Here is a 21,323-nt window from a genome sequence, read left to right on the forward strand (position 1 = left end):
TTTCATCTACCGTAGGAGCTGCCGAAGGCTGCGATCTTTTGATCTTTGCCTCTAAAAAGATCGCAGCCTTCGGCAGCTCCTACATAAGCATTGGGTTTCAGGCTCGAACCGGTTCGGTGCAACAACCCGACTCCAGGTTTTTCAGGATCGGACAATCCGGCCGATGATCGCCCTGACAATGCTCGACCAGATCCTGCAACGTATCGCGCAATTGCCCCAGTTCGCGGATTTTCTGGTTCAGGTCATCAATGTGCTGACGCGCCAGTGCCTTCACATCGGCACTGGCCCGCTGACGGTCTTGCCAGAGGGTCAGCAGTTTGCCGACCTCTTCCAGCGAGAAACCCAAATCCCGCGAGCGTTTGATGAACGCCAGGGTGTGCAGGTCGTCATCGCCATACACCCGGTAACCGCTCTCGGTGCGATGGGCGGCCTTGAGCAAACCGATGGACTCGTAATAACGAATCATCTTTGCGCTCAGGCCGCTATGGCGGGCCGCTTGGCCGATGTTCATCGGTTGTCCTCCAGATCCTCGGGTTTCCAGGTTTTCAACAGTAGCGCATTGCTGACCACGCTGACGCTCGACAAGGCCATCGCCGCACCGGCCAGCACCGGATTGAGGAAGCCGAACGCCGCCAGCGGGATGCCGATCAGGTTATAAACGAAGGCCCAGAACAGGTTCTGACGAATCTTCGCGTAGGTCTTGCGGCTGATCTCCAGTGCTGCCGGCACCAGGCGCGGATCGCCACGCATCAGGGTGATCCCGGCCGCGTGCATGGCCACGTCGGTGCCACCGCCCATGGCGATACCGATGTCGGCTGCTGCGAGGGCCGGGGCATCGTTGATGCCATCACCGACCATCGCCACCACACCGGTTTTCTTCAACGTTGCAACCGTGGCGGCTTTGTCCGCTGGCAGCACTTCGGCGTGCACGTCAGTAATGCCCAGCGCTTGGGCAACTACGTTGGCGCTGCCGCGATTGTCACCGGTCAGCAAGTGGCTGCTGATGTGGCGGACGGCGAGTTGCTGCACGGCTTGCAGCGCACCGGGTTTGAGGGTGTCACCGAAGGCGAACAGGCCCAGCACGCGCGGGTCGGGGCTTTGCTCGATCAACCAGGACAAGGTCCGGCCTTCGGTTTCCCAAGCGGTGGCCGAATCGGCCAGTGAGCCGGGTTCTAAACCGCAGTCTTGCAACAGGCGACGGTTGCCCAGCGCCAACCGACGTCCCTCAAGGGTTCCGGCAATACCGCGCCCTGTCAGGGACTGGCTGTCGGTGACATCGGACACGCTCAAGTCGCGTTCCGCGCAGGCGTCGAGAACCGCTTTGGCCAGCGGATGCTCGCTACCGCGTTGCAGGGCACCGGCCAGTTGCAACAGGGTCGCTTCGTCACCGTCGATCGCACTCAAATGCGCGATGCGCGGTGCGCCAGACGTCAATGTGCCGGTCTTGTCGAACACCACGGCGCCGACTTCATGGGCACGCTCCAATGCCTCGGCATCTTTGATCAGAATCCCGTATCGCGCCGCGACCCCGGTGCCGGCCATGATCGCCGTCGGTGTGGCCAGCCCGAGGGCGCAAGGGCAGGCGATCACGAGCACGGCGACAGCGTTGATCAGCGCGGTTTCCATTGGCGCGCCGTACAGCCACCATCCGATCAGGGTTGCCAAGGCAATCAGCAGCACCGTGGGCACAAACACCTGGCTGACTTTATCCACCAGTTTCTGGATCGGCGCTTTCGCGGCCTGGGCGTCTTCCACCAGGCGGATGATCCGCGCCAACACGGTTTCTGCACCGAGGGCCTGGGTTCGTACCAGCAACCGGCCTTCACCGTTGATCGCGCCACCTGTGACCTTGTCACCGGGTTGTTTGGGCACCGGCAGGCTCTCACCGCTGATCAGGGCCTCGTCGGCATGGCTCTGGCCTTCGATCACTTCGCCATCCACCGGGAAGCGCTCGCCGGGTTTGACCATCACCAGGTCATGAAGGCGCAGGGCGCTGATGGCGACTTCTTGCTCGCGCCCATCGATCACCTGAATCGCCCGTTCCGGACGCAAGGCTTCAAGTGCGCGGATAGCGCTGGCTGTCTGGCGCTTGGCGCGGCTTTCGAGATATTTACCCAGCAACACCAAGGCAATCACCACCGCCGAGGCTTCGAAATACAGATGCGGCATGCGATCGGTGGCCGTGGCCCATTCGTACACACTCAAGCCATAACCGGCGCTGGTGCCGAGGGCTACCAGCAAGTCCATGTTGCCCGCCCCGGCGCGCACGGCTTTCCACGCAGCGACATAAAACCGTGCGCCGAAGATGAATTGCACCGGCGTGGCCAGGGCGAATTGCGCCCAGGCCGGAAGCATCCAGTGCACGCCGAACGGCTGCAACAGCATCGGCAGCACCAGTGGCAAGGCGAGGGCGATGGCCATGATCAAGGCCAGACGCTCGCGGTGCAGGCGCTGTTGCTGGTTATCGGCAGGTGGGTGGTCGGCTTCCCGGACGCTGGCGGTGTAACCGGCTTTGGTCACGGCGGCGATCAGGATTTGCGGGTCGATCTGGCCGAGTAGTTCGAGGTGGGCGCGTTCGTTGGCCAGATTGACGCTGACGCTCTTCACCCCCGGCACTTTGTTCAGCGCACGTTCGACGCGGCCGACGCAGGAAGCACACGTCATGCCGTCGATGCTCAATTCCAGACTGTGCTGTGGTACGCCATAACCGGCTCTTTCCACCGCCTCCATCAACGCGGGCAGGCTGCCAGAAGGCGCCTGGACTCGCGCCTGTTCAGTGGCGAGGTTGACGCTGACGGCACTGGCGCCGATGACGTTACTCAAGGCGCGTTCGACACGGCCCGCGCAACTGGCGCAGGTCATGCCGGTTATCGGCAGATCGAACGTGGTGGAATCGGACATCGGTCGCACTCCCTGTAGTAGATGACCACAGGATCAACCTTGCCATGCTGGCAAGGTCAAGCACCAATCTGATATTCACCGCAGATCCAATTGTAGGAGCAAGCTTGCTCGCGATGGCGGCGGCACATCCAATATGGATGTAAGTGTCAGACCGCTATCGTGAGCAGGCTCGTTCCTACAAGGGGTGTGTCAGTAGCCGAGATCGGCGCGCTTCAGGTACATCCCTTCCTGCGTCATCGCGATCCGGTACTTCAGCACATCACCCGCCCTGAGCTGGATGTCCTGAGAGCCCGGCGCGAGCATGCCCGGGTTGCATCCCGGTGCCTGGCCAGGCAGCAGTTTAAGACGCAAGGTCACATTGCCCGGCGGCAGGTTGAAAGACGTGCTTTGCTCCTGAAACAGCCGCGCCGCCAGTTGATCCTGGATGTACACGCCGATTTCGCAGCTCGTCGCAACTTCCAGCCGCTCGCGGGAAATGATCAGCACGCCATAATCCTCCCCAGCAGCATTGGCTGAGGACACCGCGGCGAAGAGGCTGAGAAAGCCAAACAGGCTGAAAGCTGACCAGCGCATAGGCTGCATCTCCTGAGTTCAAGTCATTGATGGACGCAGCTTGGCCGAGGCCGGCGCCGATTGCCAGCCCGGCAGATCACTTCAGAACTTGACCTTGCCATGGTGGCAAGCTCCAGACTGCTCACAACCGTCATCCAAGGAGTCTTCCCATGCAAGTGTTCAACGTTGAAGGTATGTCCTGCGGTCACTGCGTCAAGGCCATCACTCAGGCTGTCCAGGCAAAGGACCCCGCGGCCAGCGTGCGCGTCGATCTGAAGGCCCGAGAAGTTGGCGTGGAAAGCGCGCTGACCGCTCAGCAAGTCGTCGAGGCGATTAGCGAGGAAGGCTACGCAGTAAAGCTGATCTGATCTTTTTAATAGTTAGCGAGCTATCTTTATGTGCAAGGCGTCCATGCGCGGCTAGACTGTCGGGCTGCTGACTTCTGCCGCACTGGATGCCTGATGAACTTTCGTACCATTTTGATTCTTGGCGCCTTGAGCGCGTTCGGTCCGCTGGCGATCGATTTCTATCTGCCCGCCTTTCCGGCCATGGCCCTCGCCTTCGGTACGGACGAAACACACGTTCAGATGACGCTGGCGGCGTACTTCCTCGGCCTGTCCATTGGTCAACTGGCTTATGGTCCGGTGGCGGATCGGTTCGGGCGACGCATGCCATTGCTGGCCGGTGTCGGGCTGTTCACGGCCGCTTCCCTGGCCTGCGCTTATGCGCCGAATCTGGAGTGGCTGATCGGTGCGCGTTTCATCCAGGCGTTGGGTGGATGCGCGGGGATGGTAATTTCCCGGGCGGTGGTCAGCGATAAATGTGATGCAGTGGGTTCGGCGAAAGTCTTTTCGCAACTCATGCTGGTGATGGGGCTGGCGCCTATCCTCGCGCCGATGCTCGGCGGGCTGTTGGTCAACACCACAGGCTGGCAGTCGATCTTTCTTGTCCTGTCCGGTTTCAGTGCATTGGCGGGCCTGGCCATCGCCTTGGGATTGCCGGAGAGTCTGCCGGCTCACATACCGCGTCAACCGCTCTCGGGTGCATTGCGTCAGTACGGTCGGTTACTGGCCGATTCGGTGTACCTCGGACATGCCCTGATCGGTGGCATCGCCATCGCCGGGATGTTTTCCTACATTGCGGGCTCACCGTTCGTCTTCATCAAACTCTACGGTGTTCCGGCTGAGCATTTCGGCTGGCTGTTCGGCATCAATGCGCTGGGGTTTATTCTGGTGGCACAGATCAACGCTCGCTTGCTGAGCAAACGTGGACCGGCTTTTCTGCTGGCGCGCGCGGTTTGGGTTTACCTCGGTGCCGGTTTGACCCTGCTTGCGGTCAGCGCTCTGCACCCCGAGCACCTATGGCCGCTGTTGATTCCCTTGTTCATCTGCATCGCCAGCCTCGGTTGTATCCTGCCCAATGCCTCGGCGTGTGCCATGAACGGGCAGGGCGCCCGCGCCGGCAGTGCTTCGGCGATGCTTGGTTGCCTGCAGTTCAGTGTCGCAGCCGGCGCGGCGGCACTGGTCGGTGTGTTGCACGACGGCAGCGCCGTGCCGATGGCAATGGTCATCAGCCTGTGTGGAATTCTGGTGGTGAGCGCGACGATGCTCACCCGACGTCTGCAAAATGCCCGGGCGCTGGCGCAAGCCCAGGTTTGAGTCAGCCATCAGCCGGCAGCGCGCTGCGGGTGGAGATCGGGAAGTTGATGAGGGGCGTGGATGCGCGCTTCAAGGAGACGCGTGAAAGCGCGAGCTTCTGCTTCGCTGCGGAAGGTGACTGCATGCTGGTCCAGACGGACCTGCCACTGGGATTTTGCCAATTCTTTTATCAGGATCTTCACAGCTGATCTCCTCTCGTAAAAGACGTTCACGCAAAAGACTGCCTCGCAGGAGATTCGATTGTAGTCCTGAATACGAGCACCAATGTGACAAGGATCAACTGTCGGACTGACGGTTTGTAACGAAAAAAAACACTCTTTTTCGGCCGTATGAATCGCAGCCGCGTGCGACCGGAGCATCCCGGTCGCACACGGCGTAAACGTAGCGAGTGATGAAAATCGCGACCGATTTCTTCAGCGCTTCAGAACCCTTCCAGCACAATCTTGCCCTTGGATTTTCCGCTTTCCAGCAGCGCATGGGCTCGGCGCAGGTTCGTGGCATTGATCGTGCCGAAGTGTTCCCCGACCGTGGTTTTCAGTGTACCGGCGTCAATCAACTGGGCGACTCGGTTAAGCAGTTTGTGCTGCTCGATCATGTCGTCGGTTTCAAACAGCGAGCGGGTGTACATGAACTCCCAGTGCAACGACAGGCTCTTGCGTTTGAGCTTGGTCACGTCCAGCGACTTGGGATCATCGATCAGCGCCAGTTTGCCTTGGGGCGCCAATGCCTCGACCAGTTGATCCAGGTGCTGGTCGGTCTGGGTCAGGCTGGCAACGTGGGTCACCTGATCAATGCCGGCCTGTTTGAGTGCTTCGCTCAAGGGCAGGTTGTGATCGATGACCAGATCGGCGCCAAGTGCTTTCACCCAGCTCTGGGTTTGCGGTCGCGAAGCGCTGCCGATGACGGTCAGACCGGTGAGTTGTTTGGCCAGTTGCACCAGAATCGAACCCACGCCGCCTGCGGCACCGACGATCAGCAAACGCTGGCCTTCGTCGGTTTCTCCTTCGCGCACTTGCAGGCGTTCGAACAGCAGTTCCCAGGCGGTAATGGCGGTCAACGGCAGCGCGGCGGCTTCGGCGAAGCCGAGGGTTTTCGGCATATGCCCAACAATGCGTTCATCCACCACGTGCAGTTCGCTGTTGCCGCCAGCGCGAGCGATGGAACCGGCGTAGAACACCTTGTCGCCGGCCTTGAACAACGTGACTTCGCTACCGACGGACTTGACCACGCCGGCCACGTCCCAGCCCAGCACCTTGGCGGCACCGTTTTCAGGCTGGACGTTCTGGCGAACCTTGGTGTCCACCGGGTTTACGGAAATGGCTTTGACTTCCACCAGCAGGTCGCGAGTGCCGGCGACCGGTTCCGGCAGCTCGATGTCTTGCAGGGCTTTTTCGTCGCTGATCGGTAATGAGGCGTAGTAGGCAATGGCTTTCATGGTCAGTTCCTGAGCATTAATAAAGAAGAGATTCGATGGCGCAGATGATTAGCTATTTTTCCTGGAGATAAAACCGGCTAAAACAGCAGTCTCTTTCAATGCTTTTTTGATAATCGGTATTCTGGATGCTACGTTTCGATGACTTGCAGTTGTTTGTCCGTGCGGCGGACCTGGGCAGTCTGTCTGCTGCCGCAAGGGGCATGGACATGTCGCCGGCGGTGGCCAGTGCAGCATTGAAGCGAATTGAGCAGCAACTCGGTGCCCGGTTGCTCGCCCGCTCGACCCGCAGCCTGCGCCTGACCGCCGAAGGTGAAGGCTTTCTTGAATACGCCCGGGCAGCGTTGAGCAATCTTGACGAAGGCCGGCGTCTGTTGGCCAGCGGTCAGGATCAGGTCAGTGGCGCCTTGCAGTTATCGGCGCCGTCGGACTTCGGGCGCAATTTGCTGTTGCCCTGGCTGGACGAGTTTCAGCGCGAGCATCCGAAACTTACCGTGCGCTTGTTGCTGGGTGACCGTATCGCTGATTTGTTTCGCCAGCCTGTGGATATTGCCCTGCGCTATGGCGAGCCGGAAGACTCCAGCCTGGTAGCCCTGCCAATCGCCCCGCAGAACCGTCGCGTGCTGTGCGCGGCGCCGGAGTACCTGGCCCGGCATGGCGAGCCGCGGCATCTGGAGCAGTTGGCGCAGCACAATTGCCTGTTGTACATGCTGGGCAGTCGCGTTCACGACCATTGGCGTTTTCACGACGGCAAGCGAGAGGTCGGCCTGACCGTCAGCGGTGATCGTTTCAGCGACGACGCCGATGTCGTGCGGCTGTGGGCCGTGGCCGGTGCCGGTATCGCTTACAAATCCTGGCTGGATGTGGCCGGTGATGTCCTTGCCGGTCGCTTGACAGTGCTGCTGCCCGAATTGCTTTGTGAGCGTGCACCACTGAATCTGTTGTGCGCCCATCGCGCACAATTGAGTAAGCCGGTGAACTTGTTGCGAGAAATGCTGGCCAGTCGATGCAGCCGCTTGAGCGTTCATTTTCCGGGGTTGACGGCTATCGACGATTAGTCGCAGGAAAATAGCGAAATTTCCTTCAGGAACTATCAGCACCCTTGGTTTGCGAAGGGCAGGAACCGGAGGTTAACCCGCCTATACTAGCGCTCGCCTCAGGTATGCAGCGTCGATCGCAATGACGAGGCCTCGCATACCCCGAGCCTGACCTCTGCAGTCGCTGCCCGTTGATGGCTCAGGTGCGCGAAGACTTTGCCCGGGTAAAGGCGGTTTCCTCGGATTGGCCTACGACACATTACTGTTCAAGGGGTCTCTGGACAGTGGACGAAACGATTCAACAGGGAGTGAATACATGGAACATGCACCTTGCATCAGCCAGATCGCCACATTGCTGGCTGACCCAAAGCGCAGCGCAATGATGTGGGCTTTGATGGATGGCTCGGCGCGGCAAACCGAAGACCTGGCCTTGTTGGCCGGCCTCTCACCGTCTTCGGCCAGTGCACACCTGGGGCGTTTGTCCGCCGGAGGTCTGTTGAAAGTTGAAATCCGAGGGCGCAAGCGTTTTTTCCGCCTCTCGGCTCCGGAGGTCGGTGCGGCGATCGAAGCACTGGCCAGTGCGACGCTGGCCAGCACGCCCCAGGACATTCCGCAGATTTTCAAGCGCGCCGCTCCGCTGGCCAAACCTCAGGTGGTGCGTTCGTCATTGTTGAGCGCGCGGCTTTGCGACAACCACTTGGGCGGGACGCTGGCTGCTGATCTGTATCAGCGTTTGCTGGATGCCGGCTGGATCGAGCAGTTCGAAAGGCGTGTGACGATCACCCTCAAGGGCTCCACCGAATTGGCAGCACGCGGTGTCTACATTCAGGCACTGGCGCATCACAACGGCAGGGCTGCGTGTGCCTGTCCTGACTGGAGTGAAAGACGTCCGCACCTGGGGGGATCATTGGGGGCTGCGTTATTGCAGCTGTTCATGCAGTCCGGCTGGTTGACGCTACCGAACGACTCACGGGCCTTGCAGGTCACCGCCATCGGACAGCGGGAAATCCATCGGCTCGCCACACAAGGCGAACTGGAAATGGCGCTGTAGGCGCCTGGCTTGCTGGCGAAGGCGTTCACCGGCAAGCCAGGCTCTACAAAATGTAATGCGCGCAGGCTTACGGTTTTACCAACCGTGCGTCCAGGCTGTTCTGCGCCAAGCGTTTTGCCTGGTCCTGTGTCATGCCCAAATGGGTATGCAGTGCATGGAAGTTCTCGGTGACGTAGCCGCCGAAGTACGCTGGATCATCTGAATTCACGGTCACCTTTACGCCACGCTCGAGCATGTCGAGGATGTTGTGCTGCGACATGTGATCGAACACGCAGAGTTTGGTGTTCGACAACGGGCACACGGTCAGCGGAATCTGCTCGTCGATGATCCGCTGCATCAGGCGCTCGTCTTCGATGGCGCGAACACCATGGTCGATTCGCTGGATTTTCAGCAGGTCCAGGGCTTCCCAGATGTACTCGGGCGGGCCTTCTTCGCCGGCGTGGGCAACGGTCAGGAAACCTTCACCACGTGCACGATCGAATACGCGCTGGAACTTGCTCGGTGGGTGGCCCATTTCAGAGCTGTCCAGGCCAACCGCTACAAACGCATCGCGGAACGGCAGGGCCTGGTCCAGGGTTTTCTGCGCTTGTTCTTCACTCAAGTGACGCAAGAAGCTCAGGATCAAGCCGCTGGTGATGCCCAGTTGCTGTTCGCCATCCTTGAGCGCGGCGGCGATGCCATTGAGCACCACTTCGAATGGAATGCCACGGTCGGTGTGGGTCTGCGGATCGAAGAACGGCTCGGTGTGAACAACGTTCTGCTGTTTGCAGCGCAGCAGGTAGGCCCAGGTCAGGTCGTAGAAATCCTGGGAGGTGCGCAGCACGTCGGCCCCTCGGTAATAGAGGTCGAGGAACTCTTGAAGATTGTTGAAGGCGTAGGCCTTGCGCAAGGTGTCGACATCGCTCCACGGCAGGGCGATCTTGTTGCGTTCGGCCAGGGCAAATAGCAACTCGGGCTCCAGCGAGCCTTCCAGGTGCAGGTGCAGTTCTGCCTTGGGCAGGGCGTTCAGCCAGTCGTACATAATTCTTTTCTCATCAGGTGCAATGGTCGCCATTCTACAGAGGCTAGCGGCGACATTTGGTAAAACCTGACCAGCCGGTTCATTACACGGCTTCCTGTTCCCGTCGATAGGCGTAGGTATCAGCGAAACGCGAGAGCAGGAATTCGGCGCAAGTGGTGGTCGGATATTTCGCCGGATGCCGCTCATCCTGACAACCGGGCAGACATTCGATCCGAGTGTCGGGGTGTGGCTCGGCAAAGAAGGGCATCGAATAGCGGTCCACACCGAGCGGGCTGATCACCCGGTGCGGCGTCGACAGGTAACGGTCATTGCTCCAACGCGCCATCATGTCGCCGAGGTTGACCACGAACGTACCTTCGATCGGCGGCGCGTCGATCCATTCACCTTTGACGTTGCGTACTTGCAGGCCACCGGCGGCATCCTGGTAGAGCAGGGTGATGCAGCCGTAATCGGTGTGGGCGCCGGCGCCTTGTTGCTCATCGGAACTGGCGGCATGGCGCGGCGGGTAGTGGATCATGCGCAGGACGCTGACCGGCTCGCTGAAGCGCGAATCGAAAAAATCCCGTTCGATGCCGAGCGCCAGAGTCATTGCCCGCAACAATGTTTGCGCCAAGGCCTGCATGTCGACGTAGTGCTGCTCCATCAGCGCTTCCCAACCGGGCAGTGACGGATGACGGTTGGGACCGCGCAAGGGTTTTTCTGCCAGCACATCGGGATGTTCGAGCGGCAAGTGAAGACCCATGTCGAAGGTTTCTTTCAAGTCGCTCGGCTTGCTCGGATCGAGTTGTTCGGTGGCGATGGCGCCGTAGCCACGATGATGGCGCGTCTGGGTGATATCGATCTTGAGCTTTTCAGCGCAAGGTTGGGCGAAGAAGTGTTTGGCATGGTCTAGCAGTGCATTGATGCGCTCGGCGCTGATGGGATGCCCCTTGATGTAGAAAAATCCCCAATCGCGGCAGGCACGGTCGATGTGTGCGGCGACGGCTTGCCAGGCGTTTTGGTCATTGCTGTAGAGCGGGCTGATATCGATGACGGGAAGGCTGTTCATACACAATCCTGAATACGCTGAATATCAACTGTGGGAGCCAGCCTGCTGGCGATAGCGGTGTGTCATTCAACAAAAAAGTCGCCTGATACACCGTCATCGCTAGCAGGCTAGCTCGCACAGGGTTTGTGTGGGGAGCAAAATTTACTTCGGCATCTCGGCCTTCATGCCTTCCACGTAGTAATTCATCGACGCCAGCTGCGCATTGGTCGCGCTCACGCCTGCCGGTATTTTCTCGACGCCGGCCTGATCCTTGATCGGTCCGGTAAACGGATGCAGGGCACCGCTCTTGATGTCAGCGATGATCTGCTCGGCTTCGGTTTTTACCGCAGCCGGCACCAGATCGCTGATCGGCAGTTCAACCGTGCCTTCTTTCAAGCCACCCCAGTAATCCTGGGGTTTCCAGGTATGGTCGATCAGACTTTGGGTCGCCTGGATGTAGTGTGGACCCCAGTCGTTGACGATGGAGGTCAGCACCGCTTTGGGCCCGAAGTGCGCCATGTCCGAAGCGTAGCCCACGGCGTACACACCGCGACGCTCGGCTGCCTGGATCGGCGCCGGGCTGTCGGTGTGCTGGAACACCACGTCCACGCCCTGATCAATCAGCGCGTTGGCTGCGTCGGCTTCCTTGCCCGGATCGAACCAGGAGTTGACCCACACGACTTTGATTTCGGTGCCAGGGTTGTATTTGTTCAGAGCCAGTTGGATGGCGTTGATGTCGCGGATCACTTCCGGAATCGGGAACGAGGCGACGTAGCCGACCTTTTTGGTCTTGGTCATCTTCGCCGCAAGGAAACCGCCGACGTAGCGACCTTCATAGGTACGCGCCAGGTAGGTGCCCAGATTTTTGTCCTGCTTGTAGCCGGTGGCGTGTTCGAAGGTCACTTTGGGAAATTGTTTGGCGACCTTCAGTGTCGGGTTCATGTAGCCGAAGGACGTGGTGAAGATCAGGTCGTACTTGTCCTTGGCCATGTTGCGGATCACCCGCTCGGCATCGGCCCCTTCGGCGACGTTTTCCACATAGTTGGTGGTGATCTGGTCGCCGAATTTTTCAACCAGTTCCTTGCGCCCCTGTTCATGCTGATACGTCCAGCCGTGGTCACCGATCGGGCCGATATAGACGAAGCCGACTTTCAGCGGGTCGGCCGCATTCGCGGTCAGACTGGCGCTCAGACCGATGGCCGCCGCAACGGCGCAAAGCAGCTTCTTCAACGGACGTTTGTGCATGAATTGAAACTCCATTTTGTTGTGTGGTTGGCTGGGCGCTTGGGCCTGACAAGGCCAATGCAAAATGCTGACCAACAAGACAACAAAAGGCTTTGGACCGAGGCGCGGCCTTCGCGGGCAAGCCCGCTCCCACAAAAACGCCGCGATCCTTATAGGCGCGAGCCTGCTCGTGATAGGTCCTCTGAGACCGATAAAAGTGCAACGCCTGGCGCAGCTGCCATCCACTGGTGCGCTAAGGTTTAACGAAACGTTAGCTCCACCGCGCAGTCAGTCACTTATCCGTTACTCCACGGCAAAAGGCCCGACATGCTCTCTGTTCTCAAGCAAGAAACCTTTCTGCTGCTGGCCCTGATTGCCGCCGTGGTGGCCTATCCGCTGGAGCACTGGATGCTCCACAGCGGTCAGGCTGTTGCATTGACCGCCGGGCTGGTGCTGATCGCGTTCATCGTCGCGGCCTCCATGCGCGTGGCCCATCAGGCTGAACTGCTGGCGGAGAAAGTCGGCGATCCCTACGGCACGATGATCCTGACCCTGGCCGCCGTGCTGGTGGAAGTGGTGATCCTGGCGATCATGATGAGCAATGAAGCGTCGGCCACGCTGGTGCGTGACACGATTTACTCGGCCGTGATTTTCTAGACAGACACCGCCTTGGTGTCAAAGCCCTTAGGCTTTGACACGCTCTTGCTTCTGTCTTTAAAGCAGTTAAAGCCTGCTTTTGATTGGGAGTGCTCTTGCCTTGACCTTCCTGACACACCCCGATCTATGGCATATCCCGGAAGCCCGGAAATTTTCCTCGGCCAGTGTCTGCGACTCTGCTTGAGGTCTATGGATAACTTGCTGTGTAGGGAGCATCCTTGCCCTGAGCTCATACAACATCAGCGACACACGGCTATCTGTTAGGCGTTTGGCTGAGCGGAAAGAAATGGAGTTATGTAGGTGACGAACTCTACATGAGGAGTGCGATGCTCATTCCACCTTTGAGGGTTTGAGGCCGGTCGATGGCGTAAGTCGCATGTCGTGATCATCAACCGCTCCTTGGCGCGTGAAACACCTACAAAGAAGCCGCAACGCTCCTCTTGGGCTTTGCCCCAAAATGTCTGTGTTTCTACACCGATCATGATTACAGAGTGGAATTCCAATCCCTTACTTTTATGAATCGTCAGAAATCGAACTGCTTGATCGTTGGAGAACAGATCAAGTGCTTTGAGCAAATCCGGTTCTTGCTCGAGCAATTTTTCAATCTGCTGTCTTGTGTTCTTGATAACCTCGTTCAATCTGGCTTTTGCTTCGTAGTCAGAAGAAAGGGTGGCCAGCACAGGTAGGCCGACGTTCTTTAGGAACGTCATGGTTAAATCCCACCACCCGTTGTAAGGCGTGTCAGATCGGGAGCACTTTTTCACCTCCTTGAGATGAGCAAGATAGAGCCGCTCGAAGCTTCTCTGAAGCTCTGATTCGCCTTCTTCATCATTAAACGAAACCAGTTGCTCCATCAAACTAATCCACGCCTTTGGCTCTCGCTCGCGATACAGGCATGACAAATAGTCAATTATGAGGCGAGCGGCGGGCTCATTAACCAAGTCCTGAGACTCATGCTCGTTGCGATAGGGAATTCCCCTAGCTGCCAACTCTTGCATGAGAGGGGTGCCATATAGGTCAATCTGCCTTGGAAACAGAATCGCTATTTCATGTAGGGGGATTTCCTCTTCATCTATCCACTGTTTGATAAGCTTGGCCAGTGCGACCGCTTCACTGTGACTGGTGTCGTAGTTTCGGGCGAAGAGTTCGCCGTCGTTCCCGATTATCAGGTCGTCGGCCATAACAGCAGCAGGATCAAGCGTTCGGATGATTTCGTTCTGCATACGCAACAGGCGAGGCTTGGATCGGAAGTTACGATACAGATTGAGTGGCCTAGCGCCGAAGTCCTTTGCGTACTCTACGAATATGCCATCCAGAGCCCCTGCCCACCCCATGATCTTCTGTTTGGTGTCACCGACTGCAGTTAGACGAATCGGCTTATTCATGAATACGAGCTTTAGAAGTGTGTACTGCTCAGTGGTGCAGTCCTGAAATTCATCGAGGAATACATCGGCATAAGTCTGACAAATCGCATTCCTCGCAGTCTTTGAGTCGCTCAAAATTTTCGTGGCGAGTGGTATAAGCTGCGCGAACTTAATCTGCTTTCCTGGGATTTGTTCGGTGCCTACAGAGTAGTTGGGCTCTAGAGAATCCTTGCCTGTAAGTACCGGTCTAAACCTGTCGATAATGCGCTTGGCGAAGCCATGAAACGTGTAGCTGTCGAAGCGCGCAGCCAGGTCAAGGCCACATCTGCGACGAATCCGCTCCTTGAGATTTTTACTGGCATCGACCTTGAAAGATATCGCGAGTATTCGCTTGGGATATCGACAGTTTCCGGTGCGTAGCAAAAAGTCCGCACGCTGTGCCAGAACCTCGGTTTTACCAGCGCCAGGGCCGGCGGTGAGCGCGAGCGACTTTCCGAGTTCCTTCACAGCAAGAAGTGCATTTGTTTCCAGGGTTAATCCATCGGCGACTTTCCATGAGTCCTCGCTAATCATTCTGGAATGTCCTCCAGCGCTGCAATGATTGCGTCTGCCAAGCGGTCAAGCGAAGGAGGAAGACTCTTTAGCAGGTCTTCATCAGTCAGCTTTGCAAGAGCGGAGATGTGTGCTGCCGGCTTACTACCTAATTTAAACTTGGAATGGTAAGTGCCAAACAACCGCTGCTCTGCTGCGGTGTACTGTGCAGGGTTATGGTGGCTTTTCCCGAGAACCGCCTTGAGTGTTGTCTCGTCAGGATCACTTTGCTCAACAGAATACGCGTCTGGATAGGCGCTAATCATTGCGAAATCTAAATCCATCGGCTCAGAGAAGAAGACGTTGCGCTTCTCCAATTCGAGAAACAAACTCGCGTCTTCGAAAGTATGATGTGTTCGGATAGGAGGCTCTTCGTTCCACTTAACAATCTTCCAATCATCAGGAAGTATCTTCTCTGGAGAAAACTTGGCTAACTGATTGTTGACATTGCGGATGCGGCCCCAGCCACCTTGATGTCGTGCGACGTCGAGATCCAATAGGGTCACATACGGCGTTTCTAATGCAGCCAGCAGCCGCCAGAAATGATTGACGTGGCGCCCCCCCAGTGGAGCGATAGTCACTGCTGACTCATCAACAGGCGCGCCTTTCGCTTGAAGTATTCTTGGAAGGACTATCTCCTCACTGTCGCCTTCGCCCAGTACAACCAGCCTGGAGAAATAAACTTCAGGAAAAGCCTGCACAGCCTCTCGGACAAATTTATGAGCCTCATCTTCCTTGTCAGGCAGGGCTATGCAGGTGACCTTGGTTGAACGGCTCGCGGCCAGGCGTAGATAGCGGATGTTCTCGGGATCCACGCGGCGGAGCATGGACGGGGCATGGGTCGCAATGATTGCCTGGGAGTCAGCCCCTCCAATTGAGCTATTGAGGGCGTTCACGATGCGCCCGAGGTAATGAGGTGAAAGGCTGTTTTCTGGCTCCTCCACTGCGATTAGCGTAAATGACGGCGGCTTCAGTTTTTCAGCGTCGAAAGAAACGTCCTTACCGGTAAGGACTGCACGCCCGATGGCGTGAGAGGACAACACCAGTGATAGGTAAAGCATCGACTTCTGTCCATCACTGAGGCGAGAGAAGTCGACTAGGTTTTCGTCGTGCCCTGGTGAGAACGACACTGACATGTGTCTGAGAAGAGACTCAATTTCGGAGGTAACGAAAGTGAGCTTGGGGTCGGTGAAAAAGGTGCCCCTGTGAAGTCGCTTCCACATCACGTTCAGGCTTTCACTGAATGCACTTACCGATTGGTTTCCTGACAAGCATTCGCTGATTTCGTCAGTGAGTCCTTTGATCCGCTCGCGGTCATCCGCCCAATTGACGGCTCGTAACAAGCGTCCGAGCAGGGCATTAGCGCCGTAGGTTATGTGGTCGGCAGGGTCTCGTCTGGCGGGGAGGTAATGCATTTGAATGGTATTGCGATGCGCCCGAGTGACTACTGCGGTCGACAGTGGGTTGGCGTCTTTATCAACATCAAGGACATACACTAAATTCTCTTCAATGTCCCCATCAATCCCCATGGTTGCGCTCAATCGATATCTAACACGCGGGATGCCGTCGGCTGTATCCAATCGCATATGAGCGAAGTGCGGGGCCACGGTAGAGTTGTCTTCATCCTCCAGAAGCTCTGGGAATTCGAAATCCGCTTCCAGCCACAGACTGCGTTCCTCAGGTACCAAATCCTCATCAGCAGGCACATGGAAGTCAGATCGCTTGATCCGACGCAGGCTTGGATCAAAGGCAAACAACCTGCAGAGCGCTTGCAGGACTGCTGTCTTTCCGGAGCCATTGGGGCCGATAAGGTAGGTGACATCCTCGAATGTGATTACCGTAGGCCCATTGCCGAAGGACTGAAAATTACATAGCCGAATACTCTGCAGCTTCATTGCTCACCGCCCATCGTCCAGGATGTGTACGCCCCGCGTCTTCTGACTTGGTTCGCGTCGCCGGTAGCCGAACGGCTCGGATCTCGGTTACGTAGAATAGGCGGTTTGATCTTAAGGATGGTAGTAGGCCAGCATTCAATAACGAATATTTGGGGGCAGTCTTCAAACCTCATATTGCGGCCCGTTTAGGGATCGAGGCTTCATGGAGTCGCCCTGCGCAGTGGTGGTCGTTGTCAGGCATCTGGATGATCTAGTCACCCCGCTGGTGAGCTTTTATTTCACAGGAACCACCGGATCAAATTTTTAGACGCGGCGAATGAAGTGACTTAAATCGCGAAGCATTCAAGGACGGGAATATTCACTTTATCCATTGATGAACGGCAAGGTGTGTCAATTGTCTAGAAAGGTGCTTTCCGTTGCCCCATGACGACAGGGTAATCCCAAGCATACGGAGGGACGGTATTCGGGGCGTTGGTGTCGGCATGCCTATGGTGTCGGGAAACAGAATTAACAACGGAAGGAGCCTTAGATGGCCGGCAGCAGCTTGTTCGCACTATTGGATGACATCGCCACGCTGCTGGACGACATCTCTCTCATGAGCAAGGTCGCTGCAAAGAAATCGGCTAGCGTCCTGAGCGATGACCTGGCCGTGAATGCTGAGCAGGTTACCGGCATGAAAGCTGACCGAGAGCTGCCGGTGGTATGGGCTGTATTCAAGGGGTCGTTGAGAAACAAAGCAATCCTGGTGCCTTGTGCCTTGGTGTTGAACGCACTGTTGCCTGCGGCGGTTCACTGGCTGCTCATGATTGGGGGAGCATATCTTTGTTATGAGGGATTTGAGGCTATCAAGGACAAGCTCACGGGTAGTCGAGGCGATGGTACAGGCCAACCAAGAAAACCGAAGCCCAAGACACCAGAAGAGCTCGCGGCTTATGAAAAGCGGAAGATAGCTGGGGCGGTACGCACAGACTTTATTTTGAGCGCCGAGATCATCGTTATCACCCTGAATATCGTTACTGATGCCCCGATACTCCAGCAGATTTTGACGCTAGCGCTTATTGCGGTGGTCATGACCGTGGGGGTTTACGGCCTGGTCGCGGGGATCGTACGTATGGATGATGCAGGTCTGATTCTCCTTAAATCCGAAGCAGCAGGTGCATGGGGTTCGGTGGTCAGAACTGTAGGGGGATGGCTATTATCGGCTGCACCGAAGCTTATGAAAGCATTGTCTTGGATCGGGACTGTGGCAATGTTCCTGGTTGGGGGAGCGTTCATTACAGAAGGCATCGGGCCGATGCAGCATTTTGCTGAAGGGCTAGTCGAAAGTGCAGGTGCTTGGGAGCCAGTTGCCTCTCTGGGAATTCACTGCCTAGTCGGTGCGCTTGTAGGAATGACTGCCGTACTTATCGTCAAAGGCATCACCACTATCTCAGGTAATGCATCAACGTAGTCCGCCTGAGCTAAATTGGCGCACTCGCTCCCGCCCTCTTTCAGCAGAAATTCGAGGATAGTAGTCAGCTGACCTCTAGAAGCCATCACTTCGGTTATTTTAGCGTTTACCGTTAATGAGGAGCCTTGGCTAGATACCGTTGTACCGTGGACTTAGAAACGTCCAATTCTCGAGCTATCTCTGAATTAGATAGGCCTTTTTGCTTCAGCTGTGGAGCAAGTTTTAGTCTTTCCCTCGCAGCGAGGTTGGAAGGTCGTCCATGTTGGCGTGGCCTACCACCGCTAGAGATCAGCTCGATCACTCCAGTCTCTTTCAGCGTCTCTAGCTTCCTTGAGAGCCGCTCCAATGCCACATCTGTCGCCTCCTCAGAAAGCAAAGAAGTTGTTAGGAGCATTAGAACAGTGGGTTCAGCGTCCAGCATTGTTGAAATTTTCAAGAGCATTTCAATCGAGACGTTCCCCTTACCGCGCTCCACGCGACTTAGATAAGAGCGATCAAGTAAAGATAGGTCGTCTTGGGACATTCCTGATTGCTGCCTCAAGGCCTGGATAACGACCGCAAATGCTTCGCTGAGAGACATTTATGATCCTCTACAAAACAGAGGATAAAGCCACATTGCGTCGACCCATAACACGTCATATAATCCTCGTTAAGGGTCGATTGGCGTCGTCAGTCATGAGAAGGGAATGCCCGAGGTGGCGTTGCTTCCGTGGGCTTTCCTACGGTGATGCGTTTAAACATATGACATGTATTGACGGGAATGAAGCATGGAATTCGAAAAAATCCAAGCAGCCAGCGAGCTCCTCTCCACCACTGGAGAGCCACGCTCTGGATCTGAAGAAAGCCAAGAAGCGCTAATTCATATCGCGCAGACCCGCTTCCCCGACAAAGGCTTTTGCATCGTCCAGCAGTGGACGATCGTACGCGCGATAGCTAGCGATGCGGATCTCACCAAAATCCACGTTCATGGCCACTTGCCGCTCTTTGTTTTCGCCGAAAAAGTCATCTTAGACAGCCGGGGGGCGTTTCGATTACGGAATCTGGGTGCGCAGCACCATGGCCATTTCATTTCAAGATGGATTTCTCTTTGAAACCAAAAACACGGTGTACGTTTTGGTGGGAGACGGCGACGAAAAGTCAGCCAGCCTCGCCGCGATACTGTCTCTTTATCAGTGATGTCAGCTGCAACAGCGGCCTGTAGATCCACGGGAATGTGAAATGTTTAGAAGTCATGAAACTGTTGCCGAGGGCACTCCTAATATTTTTGGGGATGGGTATTCGAACTGGCGGATGTTTGAACGCCACTTGGCTCATCCTTGGTATCACGTCGTCCTTCAGGAGCGCTTGGAGGGCACGGTATGGTCAAGCACCATGATGATTAGTGACGTCGATATGCTCGAAGAAATACTTTCCAAACAAACCAGCGAGTTTGTCGTTACGGAAATTCAGGTCGTCACGCCTGGGTGGATGAACAAAGCCGGCAAATGGATTATGGAGGGGCTTTCGGGGTTGCTGGTCGGATATGACTCTAGTGGTGCTCGTGTTTGCCTTCATAACATTGGCGACGAAAAGGCTTATACGGATGCCCCAGGCTGTCTTGTTGACCCTCACTCTCTCAAAGGGCTTCGAGTGATTTTTTAATCCGAGTACGTAAATCGCAGCCTCTCCTGGCAAGGCGCGCCATGGTCGGAGGCCGCCCGCCACAGCTGTATGCAATGTACAACTAAAACGAAAGTGGTCGTCTGCTATGAAAATTCAGATTTACTCAGATCTGCACCTCGGCTTCGCTCCATTCGATCCAGCCCCAAGCCACGCGGACGTAGTCATTCTCGCTGGCGATATTGATATCAAATCGCGCGGCGTGGTTTGGGCGAACGACACATTCCAGTGCCCGGTGATCTACGTTTGCGGAAACCATGAGTACTACGGCGGCCACATTGATCGCACGCTTCAAAAAATGAGGGACGCCGCAGCGCCACATGTTCACGTCCTCGAAAACCAGGCCTTGATCCTCAACCAAACTAGGTTTTTGGTCACGACTGCCTGGACAGATTATTCGTCAACTGGAGATGTCGTTGCCGCGAAACGTATTGCGTGGGATTGGATGAACGATTTCACCGTGATCAGAACCGATGAAAATTTCCGACGTTTGCGTCCTGATGACTTGATCGCTAAATCACAGGCGGCGTACACCTGGCTTACTGGAGAACTGGACAAGCCCTTCGCTGGTAAAACTGTTGTCGTCACGCACCATGCCCCTACGTCGGAATACGTAAGTGGGGATTTTCCAGAACACCTCGTTGCTGCGTACGCAAACAACTGGCCGGAGCTTCTGGAGAATGCCGATCTGTGGATTTATGGACATACCCACATCGCTGCGGATTTCGTTAAAGGAGGATGCAGAGTTGTGTCAAATCCTCGCGGATACCCGAGTGAAGACACCGGTTTCGATCAGGATTTTTTAGTCGAGATTTGATGTGCGTCATTAAGCGATAAACGTCAGCAATCTGATTTTTCCCTACGTTCTAGCGCTGGGATGAATTCCATTTGTGCGATCTAAACCTACATCGATCGAGAAACTCATATGGTTACGTTAGAAGAGATTTCCCAGCTCCTTTACGGCGCCGGCGAAGAGGTGGCTGGCTGGCAAGGAGCCCAGGACGAGCTAATTGCCTTGGCAGCAAAGACGTTTCCAGGCAAAGCATTCTGTGTTGTTAAGCAGTGGATCCTGATCGACCTTACTGTGACACCTGCTGAGAAGGAAAAACTCACCGGGCTTGGTCTACTTCCCGCGACGCTTTTCGCCCACGAAATTGTCCTCGACAGTCAAAATCGCTTCCAGCCTTCGATGTGGGTGCGCAGTAATTTCGGCGTGTCTTTCACTGAAGGCTGCATGTTTGAAACCAAAAATACTGTCTATCTCCTGCTTGGGCCAGGACTGAGCAAAGAGGCTAGCATTGGTGCCGCTTTTTCAATGAGGGCCGGTTAAGCAATGACCGTTGCGCATACATATTGAGTCATTTTCTTGGAGCATTGGCCGGATGGCTGAAGTAATCGAACTGGAGTTTCATAGTAAGGATGTAAGCGACTTTCAAATGAGGCGCTTGGTGAGAGCCAGTCTTCGAAAATACAGCGTACCCATCACAGCTTTTATCAGCGACGCGATGATCGCAGATGACACATGCTTCGGGGTGTCCTTTGACCATTCGAAGCATGACGATGCTTACCACAGAGCGGATGGTTCCATTCTCCTCACAGGTAAAATTCAGTCAGCGAGAAAAGAAGGCCGGTTTTGGTTGCTCGAGACTCAAGCTGGTAATTACGTCATCGCTAGCTTCAGGCGCGACCTCGGGAGAGCTAGCTTTCTAAATCTCCTTCAGTCTGCCAACCCTCTCTAAATGATGGTGGGAGAGCCAGTCTTTACTAACTCGGGATAGGGGCCGGAAATGGCAGGTGAACGATG

The 21,323-nt window shown here is 56.2% G+C and carries 21 protein-coding genes and 1 pseudogene; 11 read left to right on the top strand and 11 right to left on the bottom strand.

The genetic code is table 11. The annotated features are described in order from the left end of the window. Nucleotides 1-97: 97 nt before the first annotated feature. From cueR to AD668_RS02200, 3 genes are all read right to left on the bottom strand, one after another. Nucleotides 98-511 (bottom strand): Cu(I)-responsive transcriptional regulator, encoded by a 414-nt coding sequence (gene cueR, locus AD668_RS02190; RefSeq protein ID WP_053153993.1) that lies wholly within the window; start codon nucleotides 509-511, stop codon nucleotides 98-100. Next, nucleotides 508-2,901 (bottom strand): heavy metal translocating P-type ATPase, encoded by a 2,394-nt coding sequence (locus tag AD668_RS02195; RefSeq protein WP_053153996.1) that lies wholly within the window; start codon nucleotides 2,899-2,901, stop codon nucleotides 508-510. Before AD668_RS02195 ends, cueR begins: the two co-directional genes overlap by 4 nt. A 189-nt stretch (nucleotides 2,902-3,090) precedes the next feature. Next, a complete protein-coding gene (locus AD668_RS02200; RefSeq protein ID WP_053153999.1) occupies nucleotides 3,091-3,474 on the bottom strand; it encodes a hypothetical protein in 384 nt (127 codons plus the stop codon). Between the two features lie 149 nt (nucleotides 3,475-3,623). On the opposite strand from AD668_RS02200, the gene AD668_RS02205 reads away from it, so the two are divergent. Further along, nucleotides 3,624-3,821 carry a cation transporter gene (locus AD668_RS02205; protein WP_053154002.1) on the top strand — a complete coding sequence of 66 codons (198 nt, stop codon included), beginning with the start codon at nucleotides 3,624-3,626 and terminating at the stop codon, nucleotides 3,819-3,821. Between the two features lie 93 nt (nucleotides 3,822-3,914). After that, the gene (locus tag AD668_RS02210) at nucleotides 3,915-5,111 is read left to right on the top strand and encodes a multidrug effflux MFS transporter (protein ID WP_053154006.1); all 1,197 of its coding nucleotides are present in this window, start codon (nucleotides 3,915-3,917) and stop codon (nucleotides 5,109-5,111) included. 8 nt (nucleotides 5,112-5,119) lie between these two features. On the opposite strand, the gene AD668_RS29630 is transcribed toward AD668_RS02210, so the two are convergent. Further along, a complete protein-coding gene (locus tag AD668_RS29630; RefSeq protein ID WP_172681778.1) occupies nucleotides 5,120-5,293 on the bottom strand; it encodes a hypothetical protein in 174 nt (57 codons plus the stop codon). 239 nt (nucleotides 5,294-5,532) lie between these two features. Then, nucleotides 5,533-6,546, bottom strand: coding sequence for a zinc-binding alcohol dehydrogenase family protein (locus tag AD668_RS02220; protein WP_053154014.1), 1,014 nt, complete (start codon nucleotides 6,544-6,546; stop codon nucleotides 5,533-5,535). 125 nt (nucleotides 6,547-6,671) lie between these two features. On the opposite strand from AD668_RS02220, the gene AD668_RS02225 reads away from it, so the two are divergent. Further along, a complete protein-coding gene (locus AD668_RS02225; RefSeq protein ID WP_053154016.1) occupies nucleotides 6,672-7,601 on the top strand; it encodes a LysR family transcriptional regulator in 930 nt (309 codons plus the stop codon). A gap of 295 nt (nucleotides 7,602-7,896) precedes the next feature. Next, a complete protein-coding gene (locus AD668_RS02230) occupies nucleotides 7,897-8,631 on the top strand; it encodes a helix-turn-helix transcriptional regulator (protein WP_053154019.1) in 735 nt (244 codons plus the stop codon). Between the two features lie 67 nt (nucleotides 8,632-8,698). Here AD668_RS02230 and AD668_RS02235 read toward each other — a convergent pair whose 3' ends face one another. The 3 genes from AD668_RS02235 to AD668_RS02245 form a co-directional block, all read right to left on the bottom strand. Continuing rightward, nucleotides 8,699-9,652: an adenosine deaminase gene (locus AD668_RS02235; protein ID WP_053154029.1), complete on the bottom strand. Its 954-nt coding sequence runs from the start codon at nucleotides 9,650-9,652 to the stop codon at nucleotides 8,699-8,701. 82 nt (nucleotides 9,653-9,734) lie between these two features. Then, nucleotides 9,735-10,700, bottom strand: coding sequence for a 2-oxoglutarate and iron-dependent oxygenase domain-containing protein (locus AD668_RS02240; protein WP_053154032.1), 966 nt, complete (start codon nucleotides 10,698-10,700; stop codon nucleotides 9,735-9,737). 141 nt (nucleotides 10,701-10,841) lie between these two features. Continuing rightward, the gene (locus AD668_RS02245; RefSeq protein WP_053154034.1) at nucleotides 10,842-11,924 is read right to left on the bottom strand and encodes a BMP family ABC transporter substrate-binding protein; all 1,083 of its coding nucleotides are present in this window, start codon (nucleotides 11,922-11,924) and stop codon (nucleotides 10,842-10,844) included. Nucleotides 11,925-12,230: 306 nt separating this feature from the next. Between AD668_RS02245 and AD668_RS02250 the strand changes: the two are divergent. Then, a pseudogene (locus tag AD668_RS02250) lies at nucleotides 12,231-12,554 on the top strand (calcium:proton antiporter); the annotation flags it as partial. A 266-nt stretch (nucleotides 12,555-12,820) separates the two neighbouring features. Here the strand turns inward: AD668_RS02250 and AD668_RS02255 are convergent. Next, nucleotides 12,821-14,497, bottom strand: coding sequence for a UvrD-helicase domain-containing protein (locus tag AD668_RS02255; protein ID WP_053154037.1), 1,677 nt, complete (start codon nucleotides 14,495-14,497; stop codon nucleotides 12,821-12,823). Beyond that, nucleotides 14,494-16,410: an ATP-dependent endonuclease gene (locus AD668_RS02260; protein ID WP_053154039.1), complete on the bottom strand. Its 1,917-nt coding sequence runs from the start codon at nucleotides 16,408-16,410 to the stop codon at nucleotides 14,494-14,496. The genes AD668_RS02255 and AD668_RS02260 overlap by 4 nt, the downstream gene beginning before the upstream one ends. A gap of 529 nt (nucleotides 16,411-16,939) precedes the next feature. Here AD668_RS02260 and AD668_RS02265 point away from each other — a divergent pair. Next, the gene (locus AD668_RS02265; protein WP_053154041.1) at nucleotides 16,940-17,860 is read left to right on the top strand and encodes a DUF808 domain-containing protein; all 921 of its coding nucleotides are present in this window, start codon (nucleotides 16,940-16,942) and stop codon (nucleotides 17,858-17,860) included. A 112-nt stretch (nucleotides 17,861-17,972) separates the two neighbouring features. Here the strand turns inward: AD668_RS02265 and AD668_RS02270 are convergent, their stop codons facing one another. After that, entirely contained in the window at nucleotides 17,973-18,440 is a 468-nt protein-coding gene (locus AD668_RS02270; RefSeq protein ID WP_053154044.1) for a helix-turn-helix transcriptional regulator, read from the bottom strand. Nucleotides 18,441-18,627: 187 nt separating this feature from the next. Between AD668_RS02270 and AD668_RS02275 the strand changes: the two genes are divergently transcribed. The 5 genes from AD668_RS02275 to AD668_RS02290 all read left to right on the top strand — a co-directional run bounded on the left by AD668_RS02275 (nucleotide 18,628) and on the right by AD668_RS02290 (nucleotide 20,849). After that, the gene (locus AD668_RS02275) at nucleotides 18,628-18,951 is read left to right on the top strand and encodes a hypothetical protein (protein WP_256220559.1); all 324 of its coding nucleotides are present in this window, start codon (nucleotides 18,628-18,630) and stop codon (nucleotides 18,949-18,951) included. After that, nucleotides 18,917-19,036: a hypothetical protein gene (locus tag AD668_RS30250; protein WP_371259748.1), complete on the top strand. Its 120-nt coding sequence runs from the start codon at nucleotides 18,917-18,919 to the stop codon at nucleotides 19,034-19,036. The genes AD668_RS02275 and AD668_RS30250 overlap by 35 nt, the downstream gene beginning before the upstream one ends. A 42-nt stretch (nucleotides 19,037-19,078) precedes the next feature. Beyond that, on the top strand, nucleotides 19,079-19,501 hold the full coding sequence (locus tag AD668_RS02280; protein ID WP_053154046.1) for a hypothetical protein: 423 nt from the start codon (nucleotides 19,079-19,081) through the stop codon (nucleotides 19,499-19,501). Between the two features lie 106 nt (nucleotides 19,502-19,607). Beyond that, on the top strand, nucleotides 19,608-20,336 hold the full coding sequence (locus AD668_RS02285) for a metallophosphoesterase family protein (RefSeq protein WP_053154049.1): 729 nt from the start codon (nucleotides 19,608-19,610) through the stop codon (nucleotides 20,334-20,336). A 108-nt stretch (nucleotides 20,337-20,444) separates the two neighbouring features. Further along, nucleotides 20,445-20,849 carry a hypothetical protein gene (locus AD668_RS02290; RefSeq protein WP_053154052.1) on the top strand — a complete coding sequence of 135 codons (405 nt, stop codon included), beginning with the start codon at nucleotides 20,445-20,447 and terminating at the stop codon, nucleotides 20,847-20,849. Nucleotides 20,850-21,323: the final 474 nt, after the last annotated feature.

This window comes from Pseudomonas sp. P1.8 (assembly GCF_001269805.1).
Taxonomy (GTDB): Bacteria; Pseudomonadota; Gammaproteobacteria; order Pseudomonadales; family Pseudomonadaceae; genus Aquipseudomonas.

What these genes read in the sequence shown, in the direction of transcription:
- AD668_RS02195 (WP_053153996.1), bottom strand. Translation starts at nt 2,901, where the DNA reads ATGTCCGATTCCACCACGTTCGATCTGCCGATAACCGGCATGACCTGC.
- AD668_RS02245 (WP_053154034.1), bottom strand. Translation starts at nt 11,924, where the DNA reads ATGCACAAACGTCCGTTGAAGAAGCTGCTTTGCGCCGTTGCGGCGGCC.
- AD668_RS02230 (WP_053154019.1), top strand. Translation starts at nt 7,897, where the DNA reads ATGGAACATGCACCTTGCATCAGCCAGATCGCCACATTGCTGGCTGAC.
- AD668_RS02225 (WP_053154016.1), top strand. Translation starts at nt 6,672, where the DNA reads ATGCTACGTTTCGATGACTTGCAGTTGTTTGTCCGTGCGGCGGACCTG.
- AD668_RS02205 (WP_053154002.1), top strand. Translation starts at nt 3,624, where the DNA reads ATGCAAGTGTTCAACGTTGAAGGTATGTCCTGCGGTCACTGCGTCAAG.
- AD668_RS02220 (WP_053154014.1), bottom strand. Translation starts at nt 6,546, where the DNA reads ATGAAAGCCATTGCCTACTACGCCTCATTACCGATCAGCGACGAAAAA.
- AD668_RS02270 (WP_053154044.1), bottom strand. Translation starts at nt 18,440, where the DNA reads ATGTCTCTCAGCGAAGCATTTGCGGTCGTTATCCAGGCCTTGAGGCAG.
- AD668_RS30250 (WP_371259748.1), top strand. Translation starts at nt 18,917, where the DNA reads ATGGCCATTTCATTTCAAGATGGATTTCTCTTTGAAACCAAAAACACG.
- AD668_RS02285 (WP_053154049.1), top strand. Translation starts at nt 19,608, where the DNA reads ATGAAAATTCAGATTTACTCAGATCTGCACCTCGGCTTCGCTCCATTC.
- AD668_RS02265 (WP_053154041.1), top strand. Translation starts at nt 16,940, where the DNA reads ATGGCCGGCAGCAGCTTGTTCGCACTATTGGATGACATCGCCACGCTG.
- AD668_RS02290 (WP_053154052.1), top strand. Translation starts at nt 20,445, where the DNA reads ATGGTTACGTTAGAAGAGATTTCCCAGCTCCTTTACGGCGCCGGCGAA.
- AD668_RS02235 (WP_053154029.1), bottom strand. Translation starts at nt 9,652, where the DNA reads ATGTACGACTGGCTGAACGCCCTGCCCAAGGCAGAACTGCACCTGCAC.
- AD668_RS02210 (WP_053154006.1), top strand. Translation starts at nt 3,915, where the DNA reads ATGAACTTTCGTACCATTTTGATTCTTGGCGCCTTGAGCGCGTTCGGT.
- AD668_RS02275 (WP_256220559.1), top strand. Translation starts at nt 18,628, where the DNA reads ATGGAATTCGAAAAAATCCAAGCAGCCAGCGAGCTCCTCTCCACCACT.
- AD668_RS02260 (WP_053154039.1), bottom strand. Translation starts at nt 16,410, where the DNA reads ATGAAGCTGCAGAGTATTCGGCTATGTAATTTTCAGTCCTTCGGCAAT.
- AD668_RS02280 (WP_053154046.1), top strand. Translation starts at nt 19,079, where the DNA reads ATGTTTAGAAGTCATGAAACTGTTGCCGAGGGCACTCCTAATATTTTT.
- cueR (WP_053153993.1), bottom strand. Translation starts at nt 511, where the DNA reads ATGAACATCGGCCAAGCGGCCCGCCATAGCGGCCTGAGCGCAAAGATG.
- AD668_RS02255 (WP_053154037.1), bottom strand. Translation starts at nt 14,497, where the DNA reads ATGATTAGCGAGGACTCATGGAAAGTCGCCGATGGATTAACCCTGGAA.
- AD668_RS02200 (WP_053153999.1), bottom strand. Translation starts at nt 3,474, where the DNA reads ATGCGCTGGTCAGCTTTCAGCCTGTTTGGCTTTCTCAGCCTCTTCGCC.
- AD668_RS02240 (WP_053154032.1), bottom strand. Translation starts at nt 10,700, where the DNA reads ATGAACAGCCTTCCCGTCATCGATATCAGCCCGCTCTACAGCAATGAC.